Annotated in this window: 17 protein-coding genes; 10 read left to right on the top strand and 7 right to left on the bottom strand. The window is 72.5% G+C overall.

Annotation, left to right across the window (positions count from 1 at the left end):
- Nucleotides 1–11 precede the first annotated feature (11 nt).
- Entirely contained in the window at nt 12–1,109 is a 1,098-nt protein-coding gene (locus O7614_RS23825; RefSeq protein ID WP_278140687.1) for a dipeptide epimerase, read from the bottom strand.
- Between the two features lie 44 nt (nt 1,110–1,153).
- Between O7614_RS23825 and O7614_RS23820 the strand changes: the two genes are divergently transcribed.
- Entirely contained in the window at nt 1,154–1,951 is a 798-nt protein-coding gene (locus O7614_RS23820) for a tyrosine-protein phosphatase (protein ID WP_278140686.1), read from the top strand.
- A 21-nt stretch (nt 1,952–1,972) separates the two neighbouring features.
- Here O7614_RS23820 and O7614_RS23815 read toward each other — a convergent pair whose 3' ends face one another.
- Nucleotides 1,973–2,815: a serine hydrolase gene (locus O7614_RS23815; protein ID WP_278140685.1), complete on the bottom strand. Its 843-nt coding sequence runs from the start codon at nt 2,813–2,815 to the stop codon at nt 1,973–1,975.
- A gap of 120 nt (nt 2,816–2,935) precedes the next feature.
- Nucleotides 2,936–4,804 (bottom strand): translational GTPase TypA, encoded by a 1,869-nt coding sequence (gene typA, locus O7614_RS23810; RefSeq protein WP_269683185.1) that lies wholly within the window; start codon nt 4,802–4,804, stop codon nt 2,936–2,938.
- Between the two features lie 133 nt (nt 4,805–4,937).
- Here typA and O7614_RS23805 point away from each other — a divergent pair, with 133 nt between their 5' ends.
- Both O7614_RS23805 and O7614_RS23800 read left to right on the top strand, forming a co-directional pair.
- Nucleotides 4,938–6,344: a DedA family protein gene (locus O7614_RS23805; RefSeq protein ID WP_278140684.1), complete on the top strand. Its 1,407-nt coding sequence runs from the start codon at nt 4,938–4,940 to the stop codon at nt 6,342–6,344.
- Nucleotides 6,345–6,378: 34 nt separating this feature from the next.
- Nucleotides 6,379–7,260, top strand: a complete 882-nt coding sequence (locus O7614_RS23800) for a lytic transglycosylase domain-containing protein (RefSeq protein ID WP_278140683.1) — start codon at nt 6,379–6,381, stop codon at nt 7,258–7,260.
- 51 nt (nt 7,261–7,311) lie between these two features.
- Here O7614_RS23800 and O7614_RS23795 read toward each other — a convergent pair whose 3' ends face one another.
- Nucleotides 7,312–9,438, bottom strand: a complete 2,127-nt coding sequence (locus O7614_RS23795; RefSeq protein ID WP_278140682.1) for an efflux RND transporter permease subunit — start codon at nt 9,436–9,438, stop codon at nt 7,312–7,314.
- Nucleotides 9,439–9,561: 123 nt separating this feature from the next.
- On the opposite strand from O7614_RS23795, the gene O7614_RS23790 reads away from it, so the two are divergent.
- The 5 genes from O7614_RS23790 to O7614_RS23770 all read left to right on the top strand — a co-directional run bounded on the left by O7614_RS23790 (nt 9,562) and on the right by O7614_RS23770 (nt 14,756).
- Nucleotides 9,562–10,077 carry a MarR family transcriptional regulator gene (locus O7614_RS23790; protein WP_278142355.1) on the top strand — a complete coding sequence of 172 codons (516 nt, stop codon included), beginning with the start codon at nt 9,562–9,564 and terminating at the stop codon, nt 10,075–10,077.
- 3 nt (nt 10,078–10,080) lie between these two features.
- Entirely contained in the window at nt 10,081–11,763 is a 1,683-nt protein-coding gene (locus O7614_RS23785) for a CocE/NonD family hydrolase (protein WP_278140681.1), read from the top strand.
- 159 nt (nt 11,764–11,922) lie between these two features.
- A complete protein-coding gene (locus O7614_RS23780) occupies nt 11,923–12,795 on the top strand; it encodes a hypothetical protein (protein WP_278140680.1) in 873 nt (290 codons plus the stop codon).
- Between the two features lie 108 nt (nt 12,796–12,903).
- Nucleotides 12,904–13,479 (top strand): metalloregulator ArsR/SmtB family transcription factor, encoded by a 576-nt coding sequence (locus tag O7614_RS23775; protein WP_278140679.1) that lies wholly within the window; start codon nt 12,904–12,906, stop codon nt 13,477–13,479.
- Nucleotides 13,476–14,756, top strand: coding sequence for an MFS transporter (locus O7614_RS23770; RefSeq protein ID WP_278140678.1), 1,281 nt, complete (start codon nt 13,476–13,478; stop codon nt 14,754–14,756). The genes O7614_RS23775 and O7614_RS23770 overlap by 4 nt, the downstream gene beginning before the upstream one ends.
- A 48-nt stretch (nt 14,757–14,804) precedes the next feature.
- Here O7614_RS23770 and O7614_RS23765 read toward each other — a convergent pair whose 3' ends face one another.
- Nucleotides 14,805–15,008, bottom strand: a complete 204-nt coding sequence (locus O7614_RS23765) for a cold-shock protein (RefSeq protein ID WP_007072071.1) — start codon at nt 15,006–15,008, stop codon at nt 14,805–14,807.
- A 183-nt stretch (nt 15,009–15,191) separates the two neighbouring features.
- Between O7614_RS23765 and O7614_RS23760 the strand changes: the two genes are divergently transcribed.
- Both O7614_RS23760 and O7614_RS23755 read left to right on the top strand, forming a co-directional pair.
- Nucleotides 15,192–15,875, top strand: a complete 684-nt coding sequence (locus tag O7614_RS23760; protein WP_347404372.1) for a 50S ribosomal protein L11 methyltransferase — start codon at nt 15,192–15,194, stop codon at nt 15,873–15,875.
- Between the two features lie 102 nt (nt 15,876–15,977).
- On the top strand, nt 15,978–16,583 hold the full coding sequence (locus O7614_RS23755) for a VTT domain-containing protein (protein ID WP_278140677.1): 606 nt from the start codon (nt 15,978–15,980) through the stop codon (nt 16,581–16,583).
- A 203-nt stretch (nt 16,584–16,786) separates the two neighbouring features.
- Here the strand turns inward: O7614_RS23755 and O7614_RS23750 are convergent, their stop codons facing one another.
- Entirely contained in the window at nt 16,787–17,440 is a 654-nt protein-coding gene (locus tag O7614_RS23750; protein ID WP_278140676.1) for an MBL fold metallo-hydrolase, read from the bottom strand.
- A 7-nt stretch (nt 17,441–17,447) separates the two neighbouring features.
- Complete coding sequence (locus tag O7614_RS23745; RefSeq protein WP_278140675.1) at nt 17,448–18,164, bottom strand: maleylpyruvate isomerase family mycothiol-dependent enzyme; 717 nt, start codon at nt 18,162–18,164, stop codon at nt 17,448–17,450.
- Nucleotides 18,165–18,227: the final 63 nt, after the last annotated feature.

Here is an 18,227-nt window from a genome sequence, read left to right as displayed (position 1 = left end):
ACCAACGATCATCAACCATGCGCCTGCACCTTTGCTTCAGTGAGGCCGGAGATTCCCAGGCCAGGGGTGTTCGGCAGCACCACGGTCGCCCCTTCGTACCGGATGCCACCCCGCACTGGAGACCAGGCCAGCCACCAGGCGGCGTCCAGGTCGGGGACCGCTGTGGTGCCGTACGCGCCGACCAGGCTCGCCGCCGCCCCGATGCCGACCTGACTCTCCATCATCGAGCCGACCACCGTGCCGAGACCGTGGGCGCTGGCCAGGTCGAGGATGGTCCGTGCCGGGTGCAGCCCGCCACACTTGGCCAACTTGACGTTGACCAGGTCGGCGGCCCGACGGCGGATCACCTCCACCAGGTCACGGACGCCGAAGACCGCCTCGTCGGCCAGGATCGGCACGGACACCCGGTCGCTGACCCAGGCCAGCCCGTCCAGGTCCCAGCGGGCCACCGGCTGCTCGACCAGCTCCACGTCGAGCCCGGAGTCCTCGATGCCCCGAATCACCCGCACCGCCTCCCGGGGCGTCCAACCCTGGTTGGCGTCCAGCCGGATCCGGACCCCCGGGCCGACCGCCGCGCGCACGGCCCGCACCCGGTCCAGGTCGCCGCTCGCGTCGGTGCCGACCTTCAGCTTGAGTACGCCGAACCCGTCGGCCTGCCGCTGCCGGGCCGCCGCCGCCAGGTCCACCGCGTCGCCAGCCGCCAACGTGACGTCCGTGGGCACCCGCAGCGTGGTGCCCCCGAGCAACCGCACCAGGGGTACGCCCAGTCGCCGGGCGGCGAGGTCGTGCAGCGCGACGTCCACCGCCGCCTTCGCCGACTCGTTGCCGGCCACCGCGCGCTGCACCTCGACGCAGCGGGTCACCAGGTCGTCCGGGTCACGACCGATCAGCTGCGGGCCGAGCACCTCGCGGACGCAGGCTCCCGCGCCGGCGACCGACGCGCCGGTGACCTGCCAGACCTGCGGCGCCTCGCCGAAGCCGGACCGGCCGTCGGAGTCGACCAGTTCCACCACCAGGGTGTCCACTGTGGTGGTCCGACGCAGCGCGGTGACGAACGGGGTGTGTAGGGGGGCGGAAACCCGGTGGGTGCGTACCTCCGAGATCGTCATGTGCGGCACCCTATACGCAGGCACACGGCGGGAGGGGAGACCGGATGACCGGGCAGGGCTGGGAGCTGGTGGGCGCACCGAACGCGCGAGAGCTGGGCGGGCTCGTCGGCGCGGACGGACGGCGGGTCCGGGTGGGGCAGTTGATCCGTACTCCCGCGTTGGGTCGGCTCACCGACGAGGACCTGCCGGTGCTCGCGAAGCTGGCGCCGGCGTGCGTGGTCGACCTCCGGGACAACTCGGAGATCGCGGTCGCCCCGGCGGACCGGCTCGCCGGTGAGCCACGGCTGGTGTGCCTGCCGGTGCACGACCCGGAGCACCCGGTGTTCACGTACGTCTCGGCGGTGCTGCTCGGCCACGACCTGGACGCGTACGCGGAGCTGGCCCGGCAGGGGACGGCGGGGGCGATGGCGGCCATCTACCGGTGGTTCGTCACCGGGGAGTCGGCCCGGATCGGCTTCGCCGAGGCGGTCCGGCTGGCTGGGCAGCCGGAGAACCTGCCGATGGTCTACCACTGCTCCGCCGGCAAGGACCGCACCGGTTGGCTCACGGTGATCCTGTTGACGGCGCTCGGGGTGGACGAGGCGGCGATCCGCGCCGACTACCTGCGCAACAACGAGCTGACCGACAGCCTGCGCGCGGTGATCGTCGAGGCGATGCGACGGCGACAGTCCGACCTGGACGTCGACGCGGTGCTGCCGGTGTTGGAGGTACGCGCCGAGTACCTCGACGCCGGCTACGACGAGGTACGTCGGGTGCACGGCTCGTTCGACGCGTACCTGCGGGACGGGCTGGGGTTGACCGACGGCGACGTCAGGGCGCTGCGGGCGCAACTGCTGGAGTGACCGGCTCGTCCTGAGATCGGGTCAGAGGTCGTGGCGGGCGGCCCAGACCCGCGCGGAGATGTCCGCGACCAGCAGGCAGGCGTCGTCCTCGACCCCGTCGTCCGGGTCCGTGGTGGTGCAGACCGCGATCAGGTACGGCGGGGCGTCGTCGGGCAGCACGACTCCGGCGCCGTGCCGGATTCCGCGTACCCAGCCGCTCTTGTGCGCGATGCGGGTGCCCTCGGGCAGACCGGCGGCCAGGTCCTCACGGTGCTCCTGGGCGAACAGGACGTCCAGCATGGCGGTGCACGCGGCGGGCGAGGCGAGTGGGCCGGGGGTGCTGGCGCCGGAGGCGAGCGCGCCGAGCAGGGTGGCCAGGTCGGCGGCGGTGACCGTGTTGGTGATGCCGGCCTCGCGGGCGGCGAAGTCCTCGATGCCACGACCCGTCACGCTGTTGCGGGCACCGGTCGACGCCCACACCTCGGCCAGCGCGGGCAGCCCGACGTGCCCGATCACCAGGTTGGTGGCCAGGTTGCTGGAGCGCACGATCATCCGGTCGGCCAGCCACCGCAGCGGTGCCGTCCCGCCGAGGCGGTCCCAGACCGCGTCGTCGTTGTCGTAGGGCTGTGCGCAGGCGAAGCGGGGCGCACCGGGTTGGGCGGAGTCGAACTCGTTGACCACCGGGACCGGGGCGTCCAGGTCCAGGTCGCCGGCTTCGGCGGCCCGGTGCAGCGCGGCGAGCACCGCCACCTTCATGGTGCTCGCGGCGTAGTGGGCGGCGTCCGGGTGGCGGGTCCAGGTCGGTGGCGCGTCGAGTCGGCCCACGTACGCCGAGACGGTGCCGGGCACCCGGTCCAGGTGGGCGTCGAGATCATCCCAGGTCATGCCGGTGACCGTAGCGGATCAGCGGCGGCGGGTCGGGCGGGCCCGCGTACCCCCGGTGGGAAACGGACGGGCGCGCCGGCCGCAAGCGGCCGACGCGCCCGGTGCCGGGTGCTGGTGGGGTCAGCCGGCGTGCTTGCGGCGGGCGGCGGCGCGGCCCCGCTGCTGCTGGTCGAGCACCACCTTGCGGATGCGCACCGCGGTCGGGGTGACCTCGACGCACTCGTCCTCGCGGCAGAACTCCAGCGCCTGCTCCAGCGAGAGCTTGCGCGGCGGGATCAGCTTCTCCGTCTCGTCGGAGGTCGACGCCCGCATGTTGGTGAGCTTCTTCTCCTTGGTGATGTTGACGTCCATGTCGTCGGAGCGGGAGTTCTCCCCGACGATCATGCCCTCGTACACCTCGGTGGTCGGCTCGACGAAGAGCTGGCCGCGCTCCTGCAGGTTGATCATCGCGAAGGCGGTGACCGCGCCGGCCCGGTCGGCGACCAACGACCCGTTGTTGCGGGTACGCAGCTCGCCGAACCACGGCTCGTAGGACTCGAAGACGTGGTGCAGGATGCCGGTGCCCCGGGTGTCGGTGAGGAACTCGGTGCGGAAGCCGATCAGGCCGCGGGCCGGGACCAGCCACTCCATCCGGATCCAGCCGGTGCCGTGGTTGACCAGCTGCTCCATCCGGCCCTTGCGGGTGGCGAGGAGCTGGGTGATCGCGCCCAGGTATTCCTCCGGGGCGTCGATGGTCAGCCGCTCGACCGGCTCGCAGGTCTTGCCGTCGATCTCCTTGGTGACCACCTGCGGCTTGCCGACGGTCAGCTCGTAGCTCTCCCGGCGCATCTGCTCGACCAGGATGGCCAGCGCCAACTCGCCACGGCCCTGCACCTCCCAGGCGTCCGGTCGCTCGGTGGGCAGCACCCGCAGCGACACGTTGCCGATCAGCTCCTTGTCGAGCCGGTCCTTGACCATCCGCGCGGTGACCTTGGAGCCCTTGACCCGGCCGACCAGCGGCGAGGTGTTGGTGCCGATGGTCATCGAGATGGCCGGCTCGTCGACGGTGATCAGCGGCAGCGGCTCCGGGTTCTCCGGGTCCGCGAGGGTCTCGCCGATCATGATGTCGGAGATGCCGGCGACCGCGATGATGTCGCCCGGCCCGGCGGTCTCGGCCGGCTTGCGCTCCAGGCCCTCGGTCATCAGCATCTCGGAGATGCGGACCCGCTGGGTGCTGCCGTCGGTGCGGCACCAGGCCACCGTCTGACCCTTGCTGATGGTGCCCTGGCGGACCCGGCACAGCGCCAGCCGGCCGAGGAACGGCGAGGCGTCGAGGTTGGTGACGTGCGCCTGCAGCGGAGCGCCGTCCTCGTACGCGGGTGCCGGGATGGTGTCCAGCAGGGTGCGGAACAGCGGCTCCAGGGAGGTGCTGTCGTCGGGCACCGAGCCGTCGGCCGGCTGGGTCAGCGAGGCGATGCCGTCGCGCGCGCAGGCGTAGACGATCGGGAAGTCGATCTGCTCCTCGTCGGCGTCCAGGTCGAGGAAGAGCTCGTAGGTGTCGTCCACGACCTCCTTGATCCGGGCGTCGGGCCGGTCCACCTTGTTGATCACCAGGATGATCGGCATCCGGGCCCGCAGCGCCTTGCGGAGCACGAAGCGGGTCTGCGGCAGCGGGCCCTCGCTCGCGTCGACGAGCAGCACGACGCCGTCGACCATGGTGAGGCCGCGCTCCACCTCGCCGCCGAAGTCGGCGTGGCCGGGGGTGTCGATGATGTTGATGGTGACCGGGTCGGAGCCGTCCGCCGGCAGGTAGCGCACGCCGGTGTTCTTGGCGAGGATCGTGATGCCCTTTTCCCGCTCCAAGTCACCCGAGTCCATCACCCGCTCGGTGTTCTCGCCCCGGGCGCCGTACGCCCCGGCCTGCCGCAACATGGCGTCGACCAGGGTGGTCTTGCCGTGGTCGACGTGAGCGATGATGGCGACGTTGCGGAGGTCGGTGCGAAGCTGCATACCCTCTATCCTTCCGCCTGCGCTCGCGCAGGCCGCGTCGGGGTCACCCCCAGGTGCCCCTGATCTATGGTGAAACTGCTGTGCCGGTGGTTCTCCCGGCTGGCATGCTGGCTCCCGTGTCCCGGGGGCCTGAGTGCACGACCTGCTGACCTGGGTGCAGAGTCTGCCCACCCTGTGGATCTACCTGGTCGCCGCGCTGATCGTGGCGGGCGAGACCGCGGTGATCTTCGGCCTGCTCGTGCCGGGTGAGGCTACCCTGCTGCTGGTCGGTTTCCTCACCTACAACGGTACCTTGCGGCTCGGGCCGGCGTTGCTCGCGATGATCGTCGCGGCGGTCGTCGGGGACGGGCTGGCCTTCCGCGCCGGACGGCGGTACGGCCCCCGGCTGCGTGCCGGGCTGGGTCACCGGGTCGGGCCCGAGCGGTGGGGCCGGGCCGATGCCATGCTCGCCCGGCTCGGAGGGCGGGGGGTGTTCGCGGCCCGCTGGGTGGCCTTCGCCCGCACCCTGGTGCCCCGGCTGGCCGGTGCGGCCGGCATGCCGTACCGGCGGTTCGTGCTGTGGAACCTGGCCGGGGTGGTGACCTGGGTGGGCGGTTCGGTCCTGCTCGGTCACCTCGCCGGTGAGTCGTACGACACGGTCTCCCGGCTGCTCGGTCGGGCCACCGGCGCGGCGCTGGTGCTGCTGGCCGGCCTGTTGGCAGTGGTGCTCGCCGGTCGGTGGCTGGGTCGCAACCCCGACCCGGTTCGCGCGTTGCTGTCCCGGGCTGGTGCGTTACCCCCGGTGCGCTGGCTCACGGCGCGCTACGGGGTGCTGTTCTTCCTGGTGGCCATGCGGATCGGGCCGGCGTGGACGCTGCTGCTCAATCTGGCCGCCGGGCTCCTGCTGCTCTTCGTCGCCGGGCTCGCCATCGCCGGCCTACTCGCCGTGGCGGTGCGCAACAGCGGCCTGGCCGCGCTGGACGGCGCCATCGCTGGCTGGTTCGCCGCCCGGCGTACCCCGGATGCCGCCGACGTCACGACGGTCCTGGTGTCGGTGGTACGAGGGTCGGTGTTGATCCTGTTGGTGGCGCTGGTGGCGGCGGTGTTGGCGTGGCGTAGTCGGCCCTGGCGGACCGACCTGCTCAGCGTGGTCGGCACGGTGGGCGCGTTCGTGCCGCTGGTGGTGCTGGCCGTGGTGGCCGAACTGACCGGGCCGCACGGCGGCGGTGGGTCGGCCCCGCTGCCGACCCAGAACGCCGTCGTCGCGGCGAGCCTCTGCACCCTGGCCTGGTTGGTGTCCCGTTCCGCCCGCTGGCCGGTGGCGGTGGCCGCCTGGACGACCGCCGCGGCGGGGGTGCTGGGGATCGGTGGCGCGCGGCTCTACCTGGGCCTGGACACGGCGAGCGGGACCGCCGCCGCGGTGCTGCTCGGCGTGCTGTGGACAGTGGTGTTCATGGTGGCGTGGGCCACCCGGGACCGGGCGGTGGGGGAGCTGGAGCAGCCCGCGGAGCAGGCCGTGCCGCCGGCGCAGGGGCACCGCCGCCCGGTCGAACCTTGCTAGGGTGCGGCGACCATCACACGGGGGAGGCAAGGGCATGGTTCGACGGACCAGCCGGCTGGGCGCCGCGGTGCTCGCCGGCTTCCTGTTGGCGAACGTGCTGGTCGGCTGCGCCGCCAAGGGGGAGACCCCGCAGGACCAGGCGGCTCCGGTGGCGCTCACCGACGCGCCGAACGACGCCCCCGCCGACGAGGCCACCGGGGAGCCGAGCCCGTCGGTGAGCGCGGTGGAGTCGATGGGTGCCGCACCGAGCCCCAGTGCCACCCCGACGCCGACGAAGAAGCCCACGAAGAAGCCGACCCGCACTGCGCCGAAGCCCCTCGCCGTGGCGAAGCCGCCCACCGAGACGCAGGTCCCGCCGCCCCCACCGAAGCCGGCGCCGACCTCCTGCAAGCCGACGTACAAGGGCACCCAGGCGACCCGGGCCGAGGTGAAGGCGGCGCTGACCGACGCGGCCGCCCGCACCTACTGGCCGTCCTCCGCGCCGGACATCAAGATCCCGCTCGCCCTGCTCAAGGCCACCGCCTGGCAGGAGAGCGGCTGGCAGTCCAACATCTACGCCTGCGACGGCGGCGTCGGGCTGATGCAGGTGATGCCGGGCACCGCGACCTGGATGAACCAGCGGTTCGAGAAGAGCTACGAGATCGACGCCTACCGGGACAACGCCTACCTGGGCGCCACGTACCTGGCCTGGACGACGAAGTACATCGGCGACATGTACTTCGAGTCGGATTTCCGTCTCGACCCGGCCCTGTGCACCTCGGAGCTGAATTCCTGCCTGCTCAACGCGGTGATCGCCGCGTACAACTTCGGGCACGGGGCGGTGGCGCAGGAGGGTGAGCCGCTGGCCATCCCCAACCCGTCGTACGTGCGCAACGTGCGTGCGCTGATGTCCGAGTGCGTCTGCCTGGACTACTGACGTCGACGGGGGCCGTGACGGCACCGCCACGGCCCCCGTCGCACCTGTCGCTCAGTCGTGAGTGGCGAGTGGCTCCGGTGACCTCGGGGTGGCCGGCACGGGGTCGCGGGTGATCCGGCCGGGCCACCAGAAGCGCTCACCGAGCAGGAACGCCAGGGCCGGCACCACGACCGTGCGGACCAGCAGGGTGTCCAGCAGGACGCCGATGCAGACGATGATGCCGATCTGGGTCAGTGTGATCAGCGGCAGCACGCCGAGCACTGCGAAGACCGCGGCGAGCAGCACCCCGGCGCTGGTGATCACTCCACCGGTGACCCGAAGGGCGGAGAGCATTCCTTCGCGGGTGCCCACGCTGCGCGCGTCCTCCCGAGCCCGGGTGACCAGGAAGATGTTGTAGTCCACGCCGAGCGCCACCAGGAACACGAAGGCGAGCAGCAGGACGCCGCTGTCGAGCGCCGGGAAGTCCAACACGTGGTCGAAGAGCAGCCACGCCGCGCCGAGGCTGGCGAAGAACGACGCGATCACGGTGAGCACCAGCAGCAACGGTGCGAGCAGCCCGCGTAGCAGGAGCACGAGCACCGCGCCGACCAACAGCAGGATGATCGGCAGGATCAGTCGTAGGTCGCGGTCGTTGGCCTCGTCGGAGTCGTAGGTGGCGGCCACGGAGCCACCGACGATCGCCCCGGAGGGCGCGTCCGCGCCGGCGGCGGCCGGGGGAGCGGAGCCGGGAACGGCGGCCACCGCCTCGCGCAGCGCCTCGATCGCGCGGTCCGAGGCGGTGGTGCCGGGCTCGGCGTCCAGGACCACGTCGACCTGGGCAACGGCCTCGCCGACGTCGCCGGGGCGCGCCGAGGCGACGCCGGGCACGGCGGCGGCGGCGGCGGTGACCGCCCGCACCGCCGCGGGGGTGGTGAGCACGGCCACGGGTTGCGTGCTGCCGGCGGGGAACGACCGGGCCAGCGTCTGCGCGCCGGTCACCGCCTCGGGTTGGGCCCGGAACTGCTCGGTCTCGGACAGGCCGGTGCGGATCCCGAGACCACCCAGGGCCAGACCGCCGAGCAGCACTGTGGCCAGCACGGCGACCACCACCGGGCGGCGTTCCACGGCGGCGCCGAGCCGCCCCCAGAGCCGACCCTCCCGGGCCGGGCCACCGACGCGGGGGACGAACGGCCAGAACAGGCCCCTGCCGAACAGCACCAGGACGGCGGGGAGCACGAACAGGGCCGAGAGCATGGCGAAGACCACACCGGTGGCGCAGGCCACCGCCAGTGCCCGGTTGGTCTCCTGCTCGCTGAGCAGCAGGGTGAGGACGCCGAGCACCACGGTGCCGCCGCTGGCCAGGATGGGCTCGGCGGTTCGGCGCAGCGCGGCGCGCATCGCCGCGAAGCGATCCTCCGCACGCCGCAACTCCTCCCGGTAGCGGGCGATGAGCAGCAGGGCGTAGTCGGTGGCGGCGCCGAAGACCAGCACGCTGGCGATGCCGGTGACCTGGCCCTGCTGGAGGTTGATGCCGACGGCCGGCACGAGGGTGTCCACCGCGCGCAGGGTGATCTGTTCGGTCGCCGCGACCACGGCCAGCGGCACGATCCACAGGAACGGGCTGCGGTAGGTGATCAGCAGCAGCACCGCCACGACGGCGGCGGTCACCGCGAGCAGGGTGACGTCGGCGCCGTCGAACACCGAGGAGAGGTCGGCCGTGAAGGCGGGGGAACCGGTCACGTCAGCGGTCAGGCCGGCGGGCAGGTCCGCCAGCGCGGTGCGCAGCTCGCTCACCGTCGCGGTGACGGCCTCCTGCCCGCCTGCGGTGTCGACCGGCACGGCGACCAGGGCGACAGTGCCGTCCGGGGAGACCTGGGCGGGGCTGACCTGCCCGCCCGCCGCGAAGCGGCGCAGGTCGCCGGCGCGGGCGTCGACACCGGCCCGGTCGGCCTCGCTCAGCGCGCCGCCGTCGCTGCGGCTGACCACCACGATGGCCGGCTGCACGTCGCTTGTGGGCAGCTGGTCCTGGAGGCGCTGCACCTGGGTCGACTGCCACTGCGCGGACAGGCCGGTGGCCGAGACCGGTGCCGGGTTGTCCGGCTGGGGTGTCCCGAACACGATCGCGGCGACGACGATCGCCGCGGCCACGGTGAGCCAGGCGGCCAACCGGCCTCGGGCGACTCTGGTGAACACAGACATCAGGGTGACCTCGGGGTCCTTCGGAAGTCGAGTATCTTGATAGGCGAGATTATCGGCGGCTGTTCTATGCTGCAACCCGAGGACCGACGACGGGGGAAGCGACGCGAGGTGGCGACTCACGGCATGTACCGGCGGCGCGACACGCGCCGCGAGCAGCTGGTCGCGGAGATCACCAACAACCTCCGGCGGTACGCGGCGGACGCCCAGCAGGTCGGTCACGCCTTCGCCAACCTGCACGGGCTCAACCCGACCGACCTGCAGGCGTTGATCGCCGTGATGGACGCCGAGCTGCTCGGTGAGCCGATCACCCCCGGCCGCCTCGGCGAGCACCTCAACCTCTCCTCCGGCTCGGTCACCGCCCTGATCGACCGGCTCGAACGGGCCGGTCACATCCGGCGGGACCGGGACACCGCCGACCGGCGCAAGGTGCTGCTGCACTACGCCGACCAGGGCGCCGCCCTGGCCATGGCGTTCTTCCAGCCCCTGGGCGCGCGTACCGACACGGTGATGGACCGCTTCGGCGACGACGAGCTGGAGATCGTGCACCGGTTCATGGCGGAGATGGGCGAGTCGCTGCGCGAGCACCGCGACGCGGTACGCGCCGCCCGTCCCGAGCCGCCCCGCCGCCCGACGGGCTGAGAAGTGCCGGACCGGCTCGTCGCCCGCCTCGCTGCCGCCGCGCTCCGGCTGCCACCGACCCGTCCCGGTCCGGTGCGGCTAACCCGCGCCATCCCGGTCCGGGCCCGCGACGGTGTGGTGCTGCGCACCGACCACTACGCCCCGGCGGCCCGGGGCGCGCCGACCGTCCTGATCCGCACCCCGTACGGGCGGGGTGGACCGCTGCGGCTGCTCGGCCGGCTGCTCGCCGCCCGGGGCCTGCATGCGGTGATCCAGTCCTGCCGGGGCACCGACGGCTCCGGGGGCACCTTCGCCCCGCTCGTCCACGAGCGCGACGACGGAGTGGACACCCTGGACTGGCTGCGCCGGCAACCCTGGTGGGCCGGCCAGCTGGGCATGTTCGGGGTCAGCTACCAGGGCTTCGCGCAGTGGGCGCTGGCCGCCGACGCCGACGCCGACCTCCGCGCGATGGTCGCCGTGGTGACCGCATCGGCCACCCGGGATTCGACGTACGCGGGGGAGTCCTTCGCGCTGGACACGGTGCTGACCTGGGCGGAGCTGCTGCACGCGCAGACCGTGCCGTGGCTGGCCCGGCAGTGGGAGCTCAAGCGTGGGCAACCCCGGCTCGCCGCCGCGCTGCGGCACCTGCCGTTGGTGGACGCCGACCGGGTGGCCACCGGCGTGACCATTCCGTTCTTCCAGGAGTGGCTGCGCCACCACGACCCGGACGCCGTCTACTGGCGGACCCGTGTCTTCGCCGACCGGGTGGCCCGGGTGCGGGCACCGGTGGCCATGGTCACCGGCTGGCACGACATCTTCCTGCCCGCCCAGCTCGACGACTACGCCACCCTGCGCGCCGCCGGAGCGCAGCCGCGCCTGGTGATCGGCCCGTGGACGCACGGCAGCCCCGGACTGTTCGTGGCCGCCCTGCGGGAGGGGTTGGCCTGGCTGGACGAGCACCTCGCGGCCGCGCAACCGGCGGGCCGACGCCCGCAACGCCACGTCTGCGCCCCGGTACGGCTGTACGTGGGCGGTCCCGGCGGCGGGTGGCGGAACCTGCCGGACTGGCCGCCCCCGGCGGTGCAGACCGCGTGGCACCTGCATCCGGGTGGTGAGCTGGCGGCGCGCCCGCCGGTCGAGTCGGCGCCGGACGAGTTCCGGTACGACCCGGCCGACCCGACCCCGTCGGCGGGTGGCCCGCTGCTCGTCGCCCAGCGGGCCGGCCCGGTGGACAACCGGCACGTCGAGGCCCGCCCCGACGTGCTGACCTACACCAGCGCCCCACTGACCGGCCCGGTCGAGGTGATCGGCCCGGTCCGCGCCGAGATCCACGTCCGCGCCGAGCTGCCGCACCTGGACGTCTTCGTTCGACTGTGCGACGTGGACCGTCGGGGGCGCTCGTGGAACGTGTGCGACGGGCTGGTGCGAGTCACCCCCGAGCACTTTCCGACCGACCCTGACGGCGTGCGGCGGGTGCCGGTGCCGCTCTGGCCGACCGCGTACCGGTTCGCCGCCGGACACCGACTGCGGGTGCAGGTCGCCGGCGGCGCCCACCCGCGCTGGGCGCGCAACCCCGGCACCGGCGAACCCCTCGGCACGGCGGTGACGCTGCGTGCCGGCTGGCGGCAGGTTCTGCATGACCCCCCGCATCCCTCGGCACTGCTGTTGCCGATTGTCCACTCTGCCCCGGCCGAACCTCCAATCTGAACAGAGCCGGTCTGAGCTGGGCATTCACCGGAAACGCGGGCTATGGTTGAGTCAACGCCCGGCGCCGTGCACCAGCAGACCGGGCTCGCCCAAAGCCCAACACCGCGTACGCGGTGTGACGTCGTGCCCGGTCCCCGCCCGATTGAGAGGGGGGACCCCATGACCCGGGCCCCGGCAAACCTGTTGGCCCTTCGAAGTCTGCTTCTCACCCACCTCGACAACGCCCCCGGCCCGGACGACCTGGAGCCGGCGGAGGTCGGCATCGTCGGCGACTCGGCCCACCGGGGCGGCTACCACTGCGGATCAGACCGGGTCGTCCCCAACGACTACTCGGTGGTCGAGTCACCCCGGGACCGCGCTGGACTGACCCTCGACGCGGCGGCGCTGGATGTCGGCCAGTTCGAGGTCCGCTCCGGGGGTCGTACGCACACCATGGCCAGTTTCTCGGTCTGGTGCGTGGCCCAGTGCGCGGCGAACGCGGCCGACACCCGGGACATCCGCGAGATCATCTACAGCCCCGACGGCAGCACGGTGCGGCGGTGGGACCGCCTCGGCAAGCGCAGCACCGGCGACAGTTCGCACCGTTGGCACACCCATTTCAGCTTCTTCCGTGACGCCATCAAGGCGGGCCGCGACCAGCGGCCGTTGTTCCGCCGCTATCTCAGCTCCATCGGACTCCTGGAGGACGACGACATGACCCCCGAAGAACACAACTGGCTGGCGACCGTCTACACGAACCTCACCGTGCTGGACGGCCGAAACCCGATCGGGCAGATCTACACCCGTTTGGCGGAGGGTCGGGACGACACCGGTGCCCCGGTGACCGGCAACTGGAACCTGCAGGCGATGACGAAGCAGCTCACCGCCCTGCAGACCACGCTCAACGCACTGGCCGGGAAGGACTTCACCGACGAGGCGGCGATCGTCCAGGGTGTGCTGGCCTCGCTGACGCCGGAGAAGATCGCCGCGGCCATTCCGCCCACCATCGCCAAACAGGTCGCCGACGAGCTGGCCCGCCGGCTGGTCGCCTGAGCGGAGGGGCGGCCCGTAGCCGCCGAGCCGCCCCTCCTCCCATTTCCGCAACAACTGTTGGGCAATACTTATTGCGCAACAGTTGTTGCGAGTGGCATCGTGGCCCCCATGGAGAGTCCCGACGTACGCCAGATCACCGACTCGCGGGCGCTGGCCGCCATGGCCCACCCGCTGCGCCGCCGCCTGATGGACGTGCTCAAGGTGCACGGCCCCTCCACCGTCGGTCTGCTCGCCGAGCGCACCGACCAGGCGCCGGCGAACGTGAGCCACCACCTCAAGGTCCTCGCCGCCGCGGACCTGGTCACCGAGGCGCCCGAGCTGGCCCGCGACCGGCGCGAGCGGTGGTGGCGGCTGGTCACCCGAGGACTGCGCTGGTCCAACACCGACTTCGACAACGACCCGGCCGCCCGGGTGGTCGCCGACGCCGCCACCTCGCTCAACCTCGACCGGCACGTCGCCCTGGCCCGCGCGTGGCACGCCACCGACGAGGCCACCCAGGCCGCCTGGGAGGACGCGCCGTTCTCCACCGACCACTGGCTGCACCTCACGCCCGGCGAACTGGCCGAGCTGAGCCGCGAGGTGATCGACCTCCTCGCCCGCTGGGCCAACCGGGACCTGCCCGACGACGACGCCGACCGCCAGCCCGTCTTCGTGTTCGTCCACGGTGTACCGGCCCGACCGTGACCACCGCCACCCGCAGTGGCCCGACGCCCGTCCGCACGGCCGGCGGGCTGCTGCGGCACCGCGACTTCCGGCTGCTCTGGGCCGGCCAGGCCGTCAGCAGCGTCGGCAGCAACGTCACCACGGTCGCGCTGCCACTGGTCGCGGTCGCCGTCCTCGACGCCGCCACCTTCCAGGTCGCGGTGCTCACCGCCGCCGCCTGGGTGCCCTGGCTGCTGATCGGCCTGCCCGCCGGCGCGTGGGTGGACCGGCTGCCCCGTCGCTCGGTGATGGTGGTGTGCGACCTGTTCTGCGCGGTGGCGTTCCTCAGTGTGCCGCTGGCCGCCGTGCTGGGTCGGCTCACCGTGACGCAACTGCTGGTGGTCGCTCTCAGCGCCGGTGCCGCGCGAGTCTTCTTCGAGACCGCCGACCAGGTGTACCTGCCGGTGCTGCTGCGGCCCGAGCAACTACCCGAGGGCAACGCGAAGCTCCAGGCGACGCAGACCGCCAGCTACGTCGTCGGGCCCGGCCTCGCCGGCTTGATCGCCCAGCTCACCGGTGCCGTCGCCGCCCTCGTGTTGGACGCGCTCACGTTCCTCGCCTCGGCGGCCCTGCTGCTGCGGATCCGCACGCCAGAACCGCGCGTACGCCGGGCGGACCGGTCCCGGTCACTGCGTCAGGACATCGCCGAGGGGCTGCGCTTCGTCGTCCGGGACCCGTACCTGCGGGTGCTGACGGCCTTCGGCGCGGCCAGCAACTTCGGGCTGAGCGGCTACCAGGCGGTCCTGGTGGTCTTCCTGGTCCGCGAACTGCGCCTCGAACCCGGTCTGATCGGTGCGCTGGTCGGGGTGATGAGTGCCGGAGGGATCATCGGGGCCCTGGTGGCCACCAGGGTGGCCCGGCGCTGCGGCAGCGCACGAGCCCTGCTGATCGGGGGTGCTCTCGCCGGCCCGCCGGCACTGCTCATCCCGCTCGCCGCGCCCGGCATCGGACTGACCTGGCCGGCGGTCGGCGGTCTGCTGATCGGCCTCGGCGTGGCGATCGGCAACGTGGTCAAGGGGGCCTTCCGGCAGACCTACACGCCGCACCACGTGCTGGGCCGGGTGACGGTGAGCATGCAGCTGCTCAACTACGGCACCATCCCGCTGGCGGCCGTGCTGGCCGGTGCGATCGGGGCGCGCTACGGCGTCGGGACAGCGATAGTCGTGATGACCGCCTGGCAGGCGGTCACCCCGTTGATCCTGTTGATCGGGCCACTCCGAAGGCGGCGGGACCTGCCCGCCGCCCCGGCGGCGTCTTGAGTGCGCTGCGACGGCGGCCGGAGACCGGCCGCCGCCACCGGCACGGAGCTACATCGGGCGGACGTTGTCCGCCTGCGGACCCTTCTGCCCCTGGGTCACCTCGAACTCGACCTTCTGGCCCTCGTTGAGCTCCCGGTAGCCGCTCGTCGCGATGGCGGAGTAGTGGACGAACACGTCCGGCCCTCCACCGTCCTGCTCGATGAAGCCGAAGCCCTTTTCCGAGTTGAACCACTTAACCGTGCCGGTTGCCATGCATCTCTCCCTGTTCAAAGCGGCTGACCCTCGGCCTCTGGCCGATGATCGCCCGTACCTGTTCGACAGTAACGGGCAAAACCCCAATCTGCTGGCCGAAGTGCCGTAGGTCTTCGGGTGAACTCTGCGCGGCGGCACGTGAAAGCCGCCCCGACCCCCCGTCGCTGGGGCATGCTTGCGCCGATGACGGGTGCCGCAGCCAACGCGCTGACCGAGCTGGAGCGCGAGATCGACGCTCCCGGGGCCGGCCTGGACCGGCTCCGGCTGGTCCCCACCCCGTTCGTCCCCGAGGTGCGGCTGCACCTGGCCGAGGACGCCATCGTCTGGTGGGCTCGGATGGAGGCCAGCGCCGGACACGCCCTGCCGGCGCCGTACTGGGCCTCCGCCTGGGCGGGAGGCCAGGCTCTGGCCCGACACCTCCTGGACCACCCGGAGCTGGCCGCCGGTCGCCGGGTGCTCGACCTCGCCGCCGGGTCGGGACTGGTCGCCATCGCGGCCGCACTTGCCGGCGCCACCCAGGTGATCGCCAACGACATCGACCCGTACGCCGTCGCCGCCGTCACGCTCAACGCCCGCGCCAACCAGGTCGCCGTCGACGCCGTCGGGGACGACCTGCTCGACAGCGGTGACGCGGAGGCCGACCTCGTCGTCGCCGGGGACGTCTTCTACGACCGGGCGATGGCCGACCGGATGCTGCCGTTCCTGGAACGGATCGCCGCCGCCGGCGCCGAGGTGCTGGTCGGTGACCCCGGCCGGGAGCACCTGCCGGCGGACCGACTGACGGTGCTCGCCGACTATCCGGTGCCCACCACCGAACCGTCGGTCGACTCGTCACTACGCCGGGTGCAGGTGCTGCGACCCGTCTGAGTGCCGGCGCCGCCTCAGGGATGACCCCGAGACGGAACCCAGGGGTGGCTGGGGGCTGCAACCGGATGTCCGAAGTGGCGCGGCGGCCATAGCGTACGAGGCATGACGCAATGGCTGGCCCAGATCGGTGAACTGCCCGTTCTGCTGCTGATGGGCACGCTCGGGCTCGTCATGCTCTTCGATGCCGTACCCCTGCTGGGTGTCCTGGTCCCCGGTGACGTGGCGATCCTCGCCGCCGTCGGGGTGGGTCGCCCGGCCACCGGGCTGGCCACCTTCGCCGCCGTCCTGGTCGGCTGCCTGGCCGGCTGGTCGCTGAGTTTCCTGGTCGGCCGCCGCTACGCCGAGCAGCTACGACGCAGCCGGGTCGGCGGCTGGATCGGCGAGACGCGCTGGGCGGCGGCGGAGGGGATCCTGCGTCGCGGCGGCGGCCGGATGATGGTCGTCGCCCCGTTCCTGCCCGTGTTCAACGCGCTGCTTCCGCTGGCCGCCGGTGGGCTGCGGATGTCGTACCGTCGATTCCTCGGTTGCGCCACGCTCGGCGCGGCCGCCTGGGCCGGTCTCTACCTCGCGCTGGGCACCGCGTCGCGGTCCCTCGCCGGGTTGCTGCCCGGTGCGCCCAGCCCGCTGCTGATCACGATGGCGGTCGGGTTGGTGCTGGCTTCCGTCGTGTTGCTGGGGGCGCGGCGGCGGCTGTTTGCTCTTGGTTAGTGCTTTGTCGGTGGTTGTCGGTGGTTGCGGTGGTGGGGCGGGGGCCCGCCGTGCCCGGCTCCGGGCGGTCAGGCTTGATCCCTGCGCCGGGCACGGCGGGCCCCGCCCCCGTTGTGGTTGGCCTGCGTCTGTTCGTGGCGCCCCGCCGGTGGGGTTTGATCTTCGGTGGTTCTCTGTCGGCGTTTGGTTCTTTTGTTGGGGTGTTACCAGCCTCTTGCTTTCCACTGGGGGAGGGCGGGGCGTTCGGCACCCAGGGTGCTGTCCTTGCCGTGGCCCGGGTAGAACCAGGTGTCGTCCGGCAGTTGGTCGAACAGCTTGTGCTCGACGTCGTCGATCAGCGCCGCGAAACGGTCCGGGTCCTTGTCCGTGTTTCCCACGCCACCGGGGAAGAGACTGTCGCCCGTGAAGAGGTGCGGGGTGCCGGCCGGGTCGCGGTAGAGCAGCGCGATCGAGCCCGGGGTGTGGCCCTTGACGTGGATGACCTCCAGCACGCAGTCACCCACCGACACCGTGTCGCCGTCGGACAGATGCTCCGCCTCGATCGGCAGCCCGGCAGCGTCGTCGGCGTGCACCAGTGCCCGGGCGCCGGTCTTGGCGACCACCTCCTCCAGCGCCACCCAGTGGTCCATGTGCTGGTGGGTCGTCACCACGGCGGTGAGCCCGCCGTCGCCGACCAGCTCCAGCAGCCGGGGCGCCTCGTTCGCGGCGTCGATCAGCACCTGGTCACCGGTGCTCGTGCAGCGCAGCAGGTAGGCGTTGTTGTCCATCGGGCCCACCGACAGCTTGCTGATGGTGAGCCCGTCCAGCTCGCGTACCGCCGGCGCTCCGCCGTGCGTGACGTCTCCGCTGTATGTCATGACGTTTTCAGATCCATTCCGGTGGAGTAGGCAGGGGACCGTCAGGGGTGACGGAGAGCGTTACGCCGTCGGCACGGCCGATCAGCCAGGCGGCGAGGTCGGGGGCCGGACCGGCGACGATCGGGGCGCCGTCCCGGTCGCCGATCACCACCTCGTGCTCACTGCCGTCGAGGCGGAGCACCATAGCCGGCGCTGTCGGCCGCGTGGCATGGTGGCTGGCCGCCTCGCGCAGCAGCCGGTGGGCGAACGTGTCCGACCAGTCCGCGGCCCGGTAGTCCGCAGCCAGGTCGAGGTGGTGCACCTCGATCTCCCGCAGGCGACCCCAGACGAGCAGCGCGGCCGGCCAGGGGCCCATGCGCGCCTGCACCGTCGCCGCCCACGCCTCGGCCGGCATCGCCGCGACCGCCTCGGCGAACAGGTCCGCGCTGCGCCGCAGATCGTCCAGGTGCTCGGCGGGCGGACGGCCCGAACCGGTCTCGATGTCCGTCGCGCGGACCTTCAGCGAGGCGTACATCGGCAGGGCCTGGCCGGTGCGCGCCGCGGTGAGCAGGTTGACGAAGCCGTCGGCGTTGCGCGCCAGATGCGCCAGCACGTGGCCGCGCGTCCAGCCCGGCAGCAGCGACGCGGCGGCCAGGTCCGCGTCGTCGAAGGAAGCGGCGGTACGCAGCAGACGGCTGGTGGCCGCGTCCACCTCGCCCATCAGCAACAGCGGATCCGTGGTCACCCGTCGACCCTAGCGGTCCGCCGTCGCGGCGTCGCCGGGGAAATCGCTTTCGGCGCGTCGACG

It is taken from the genome of Micromonospora sp. WMMD961, from assembly GCF_029626145.1.
GTDB lineage: Bacteria > Actinomycetota > Actinomycetes > Mycobacteriales > Micromonosporaceae > Micromonospora.
This window is presented reverse-complemented; position numbering and strand designations above follow the sequence as displayed.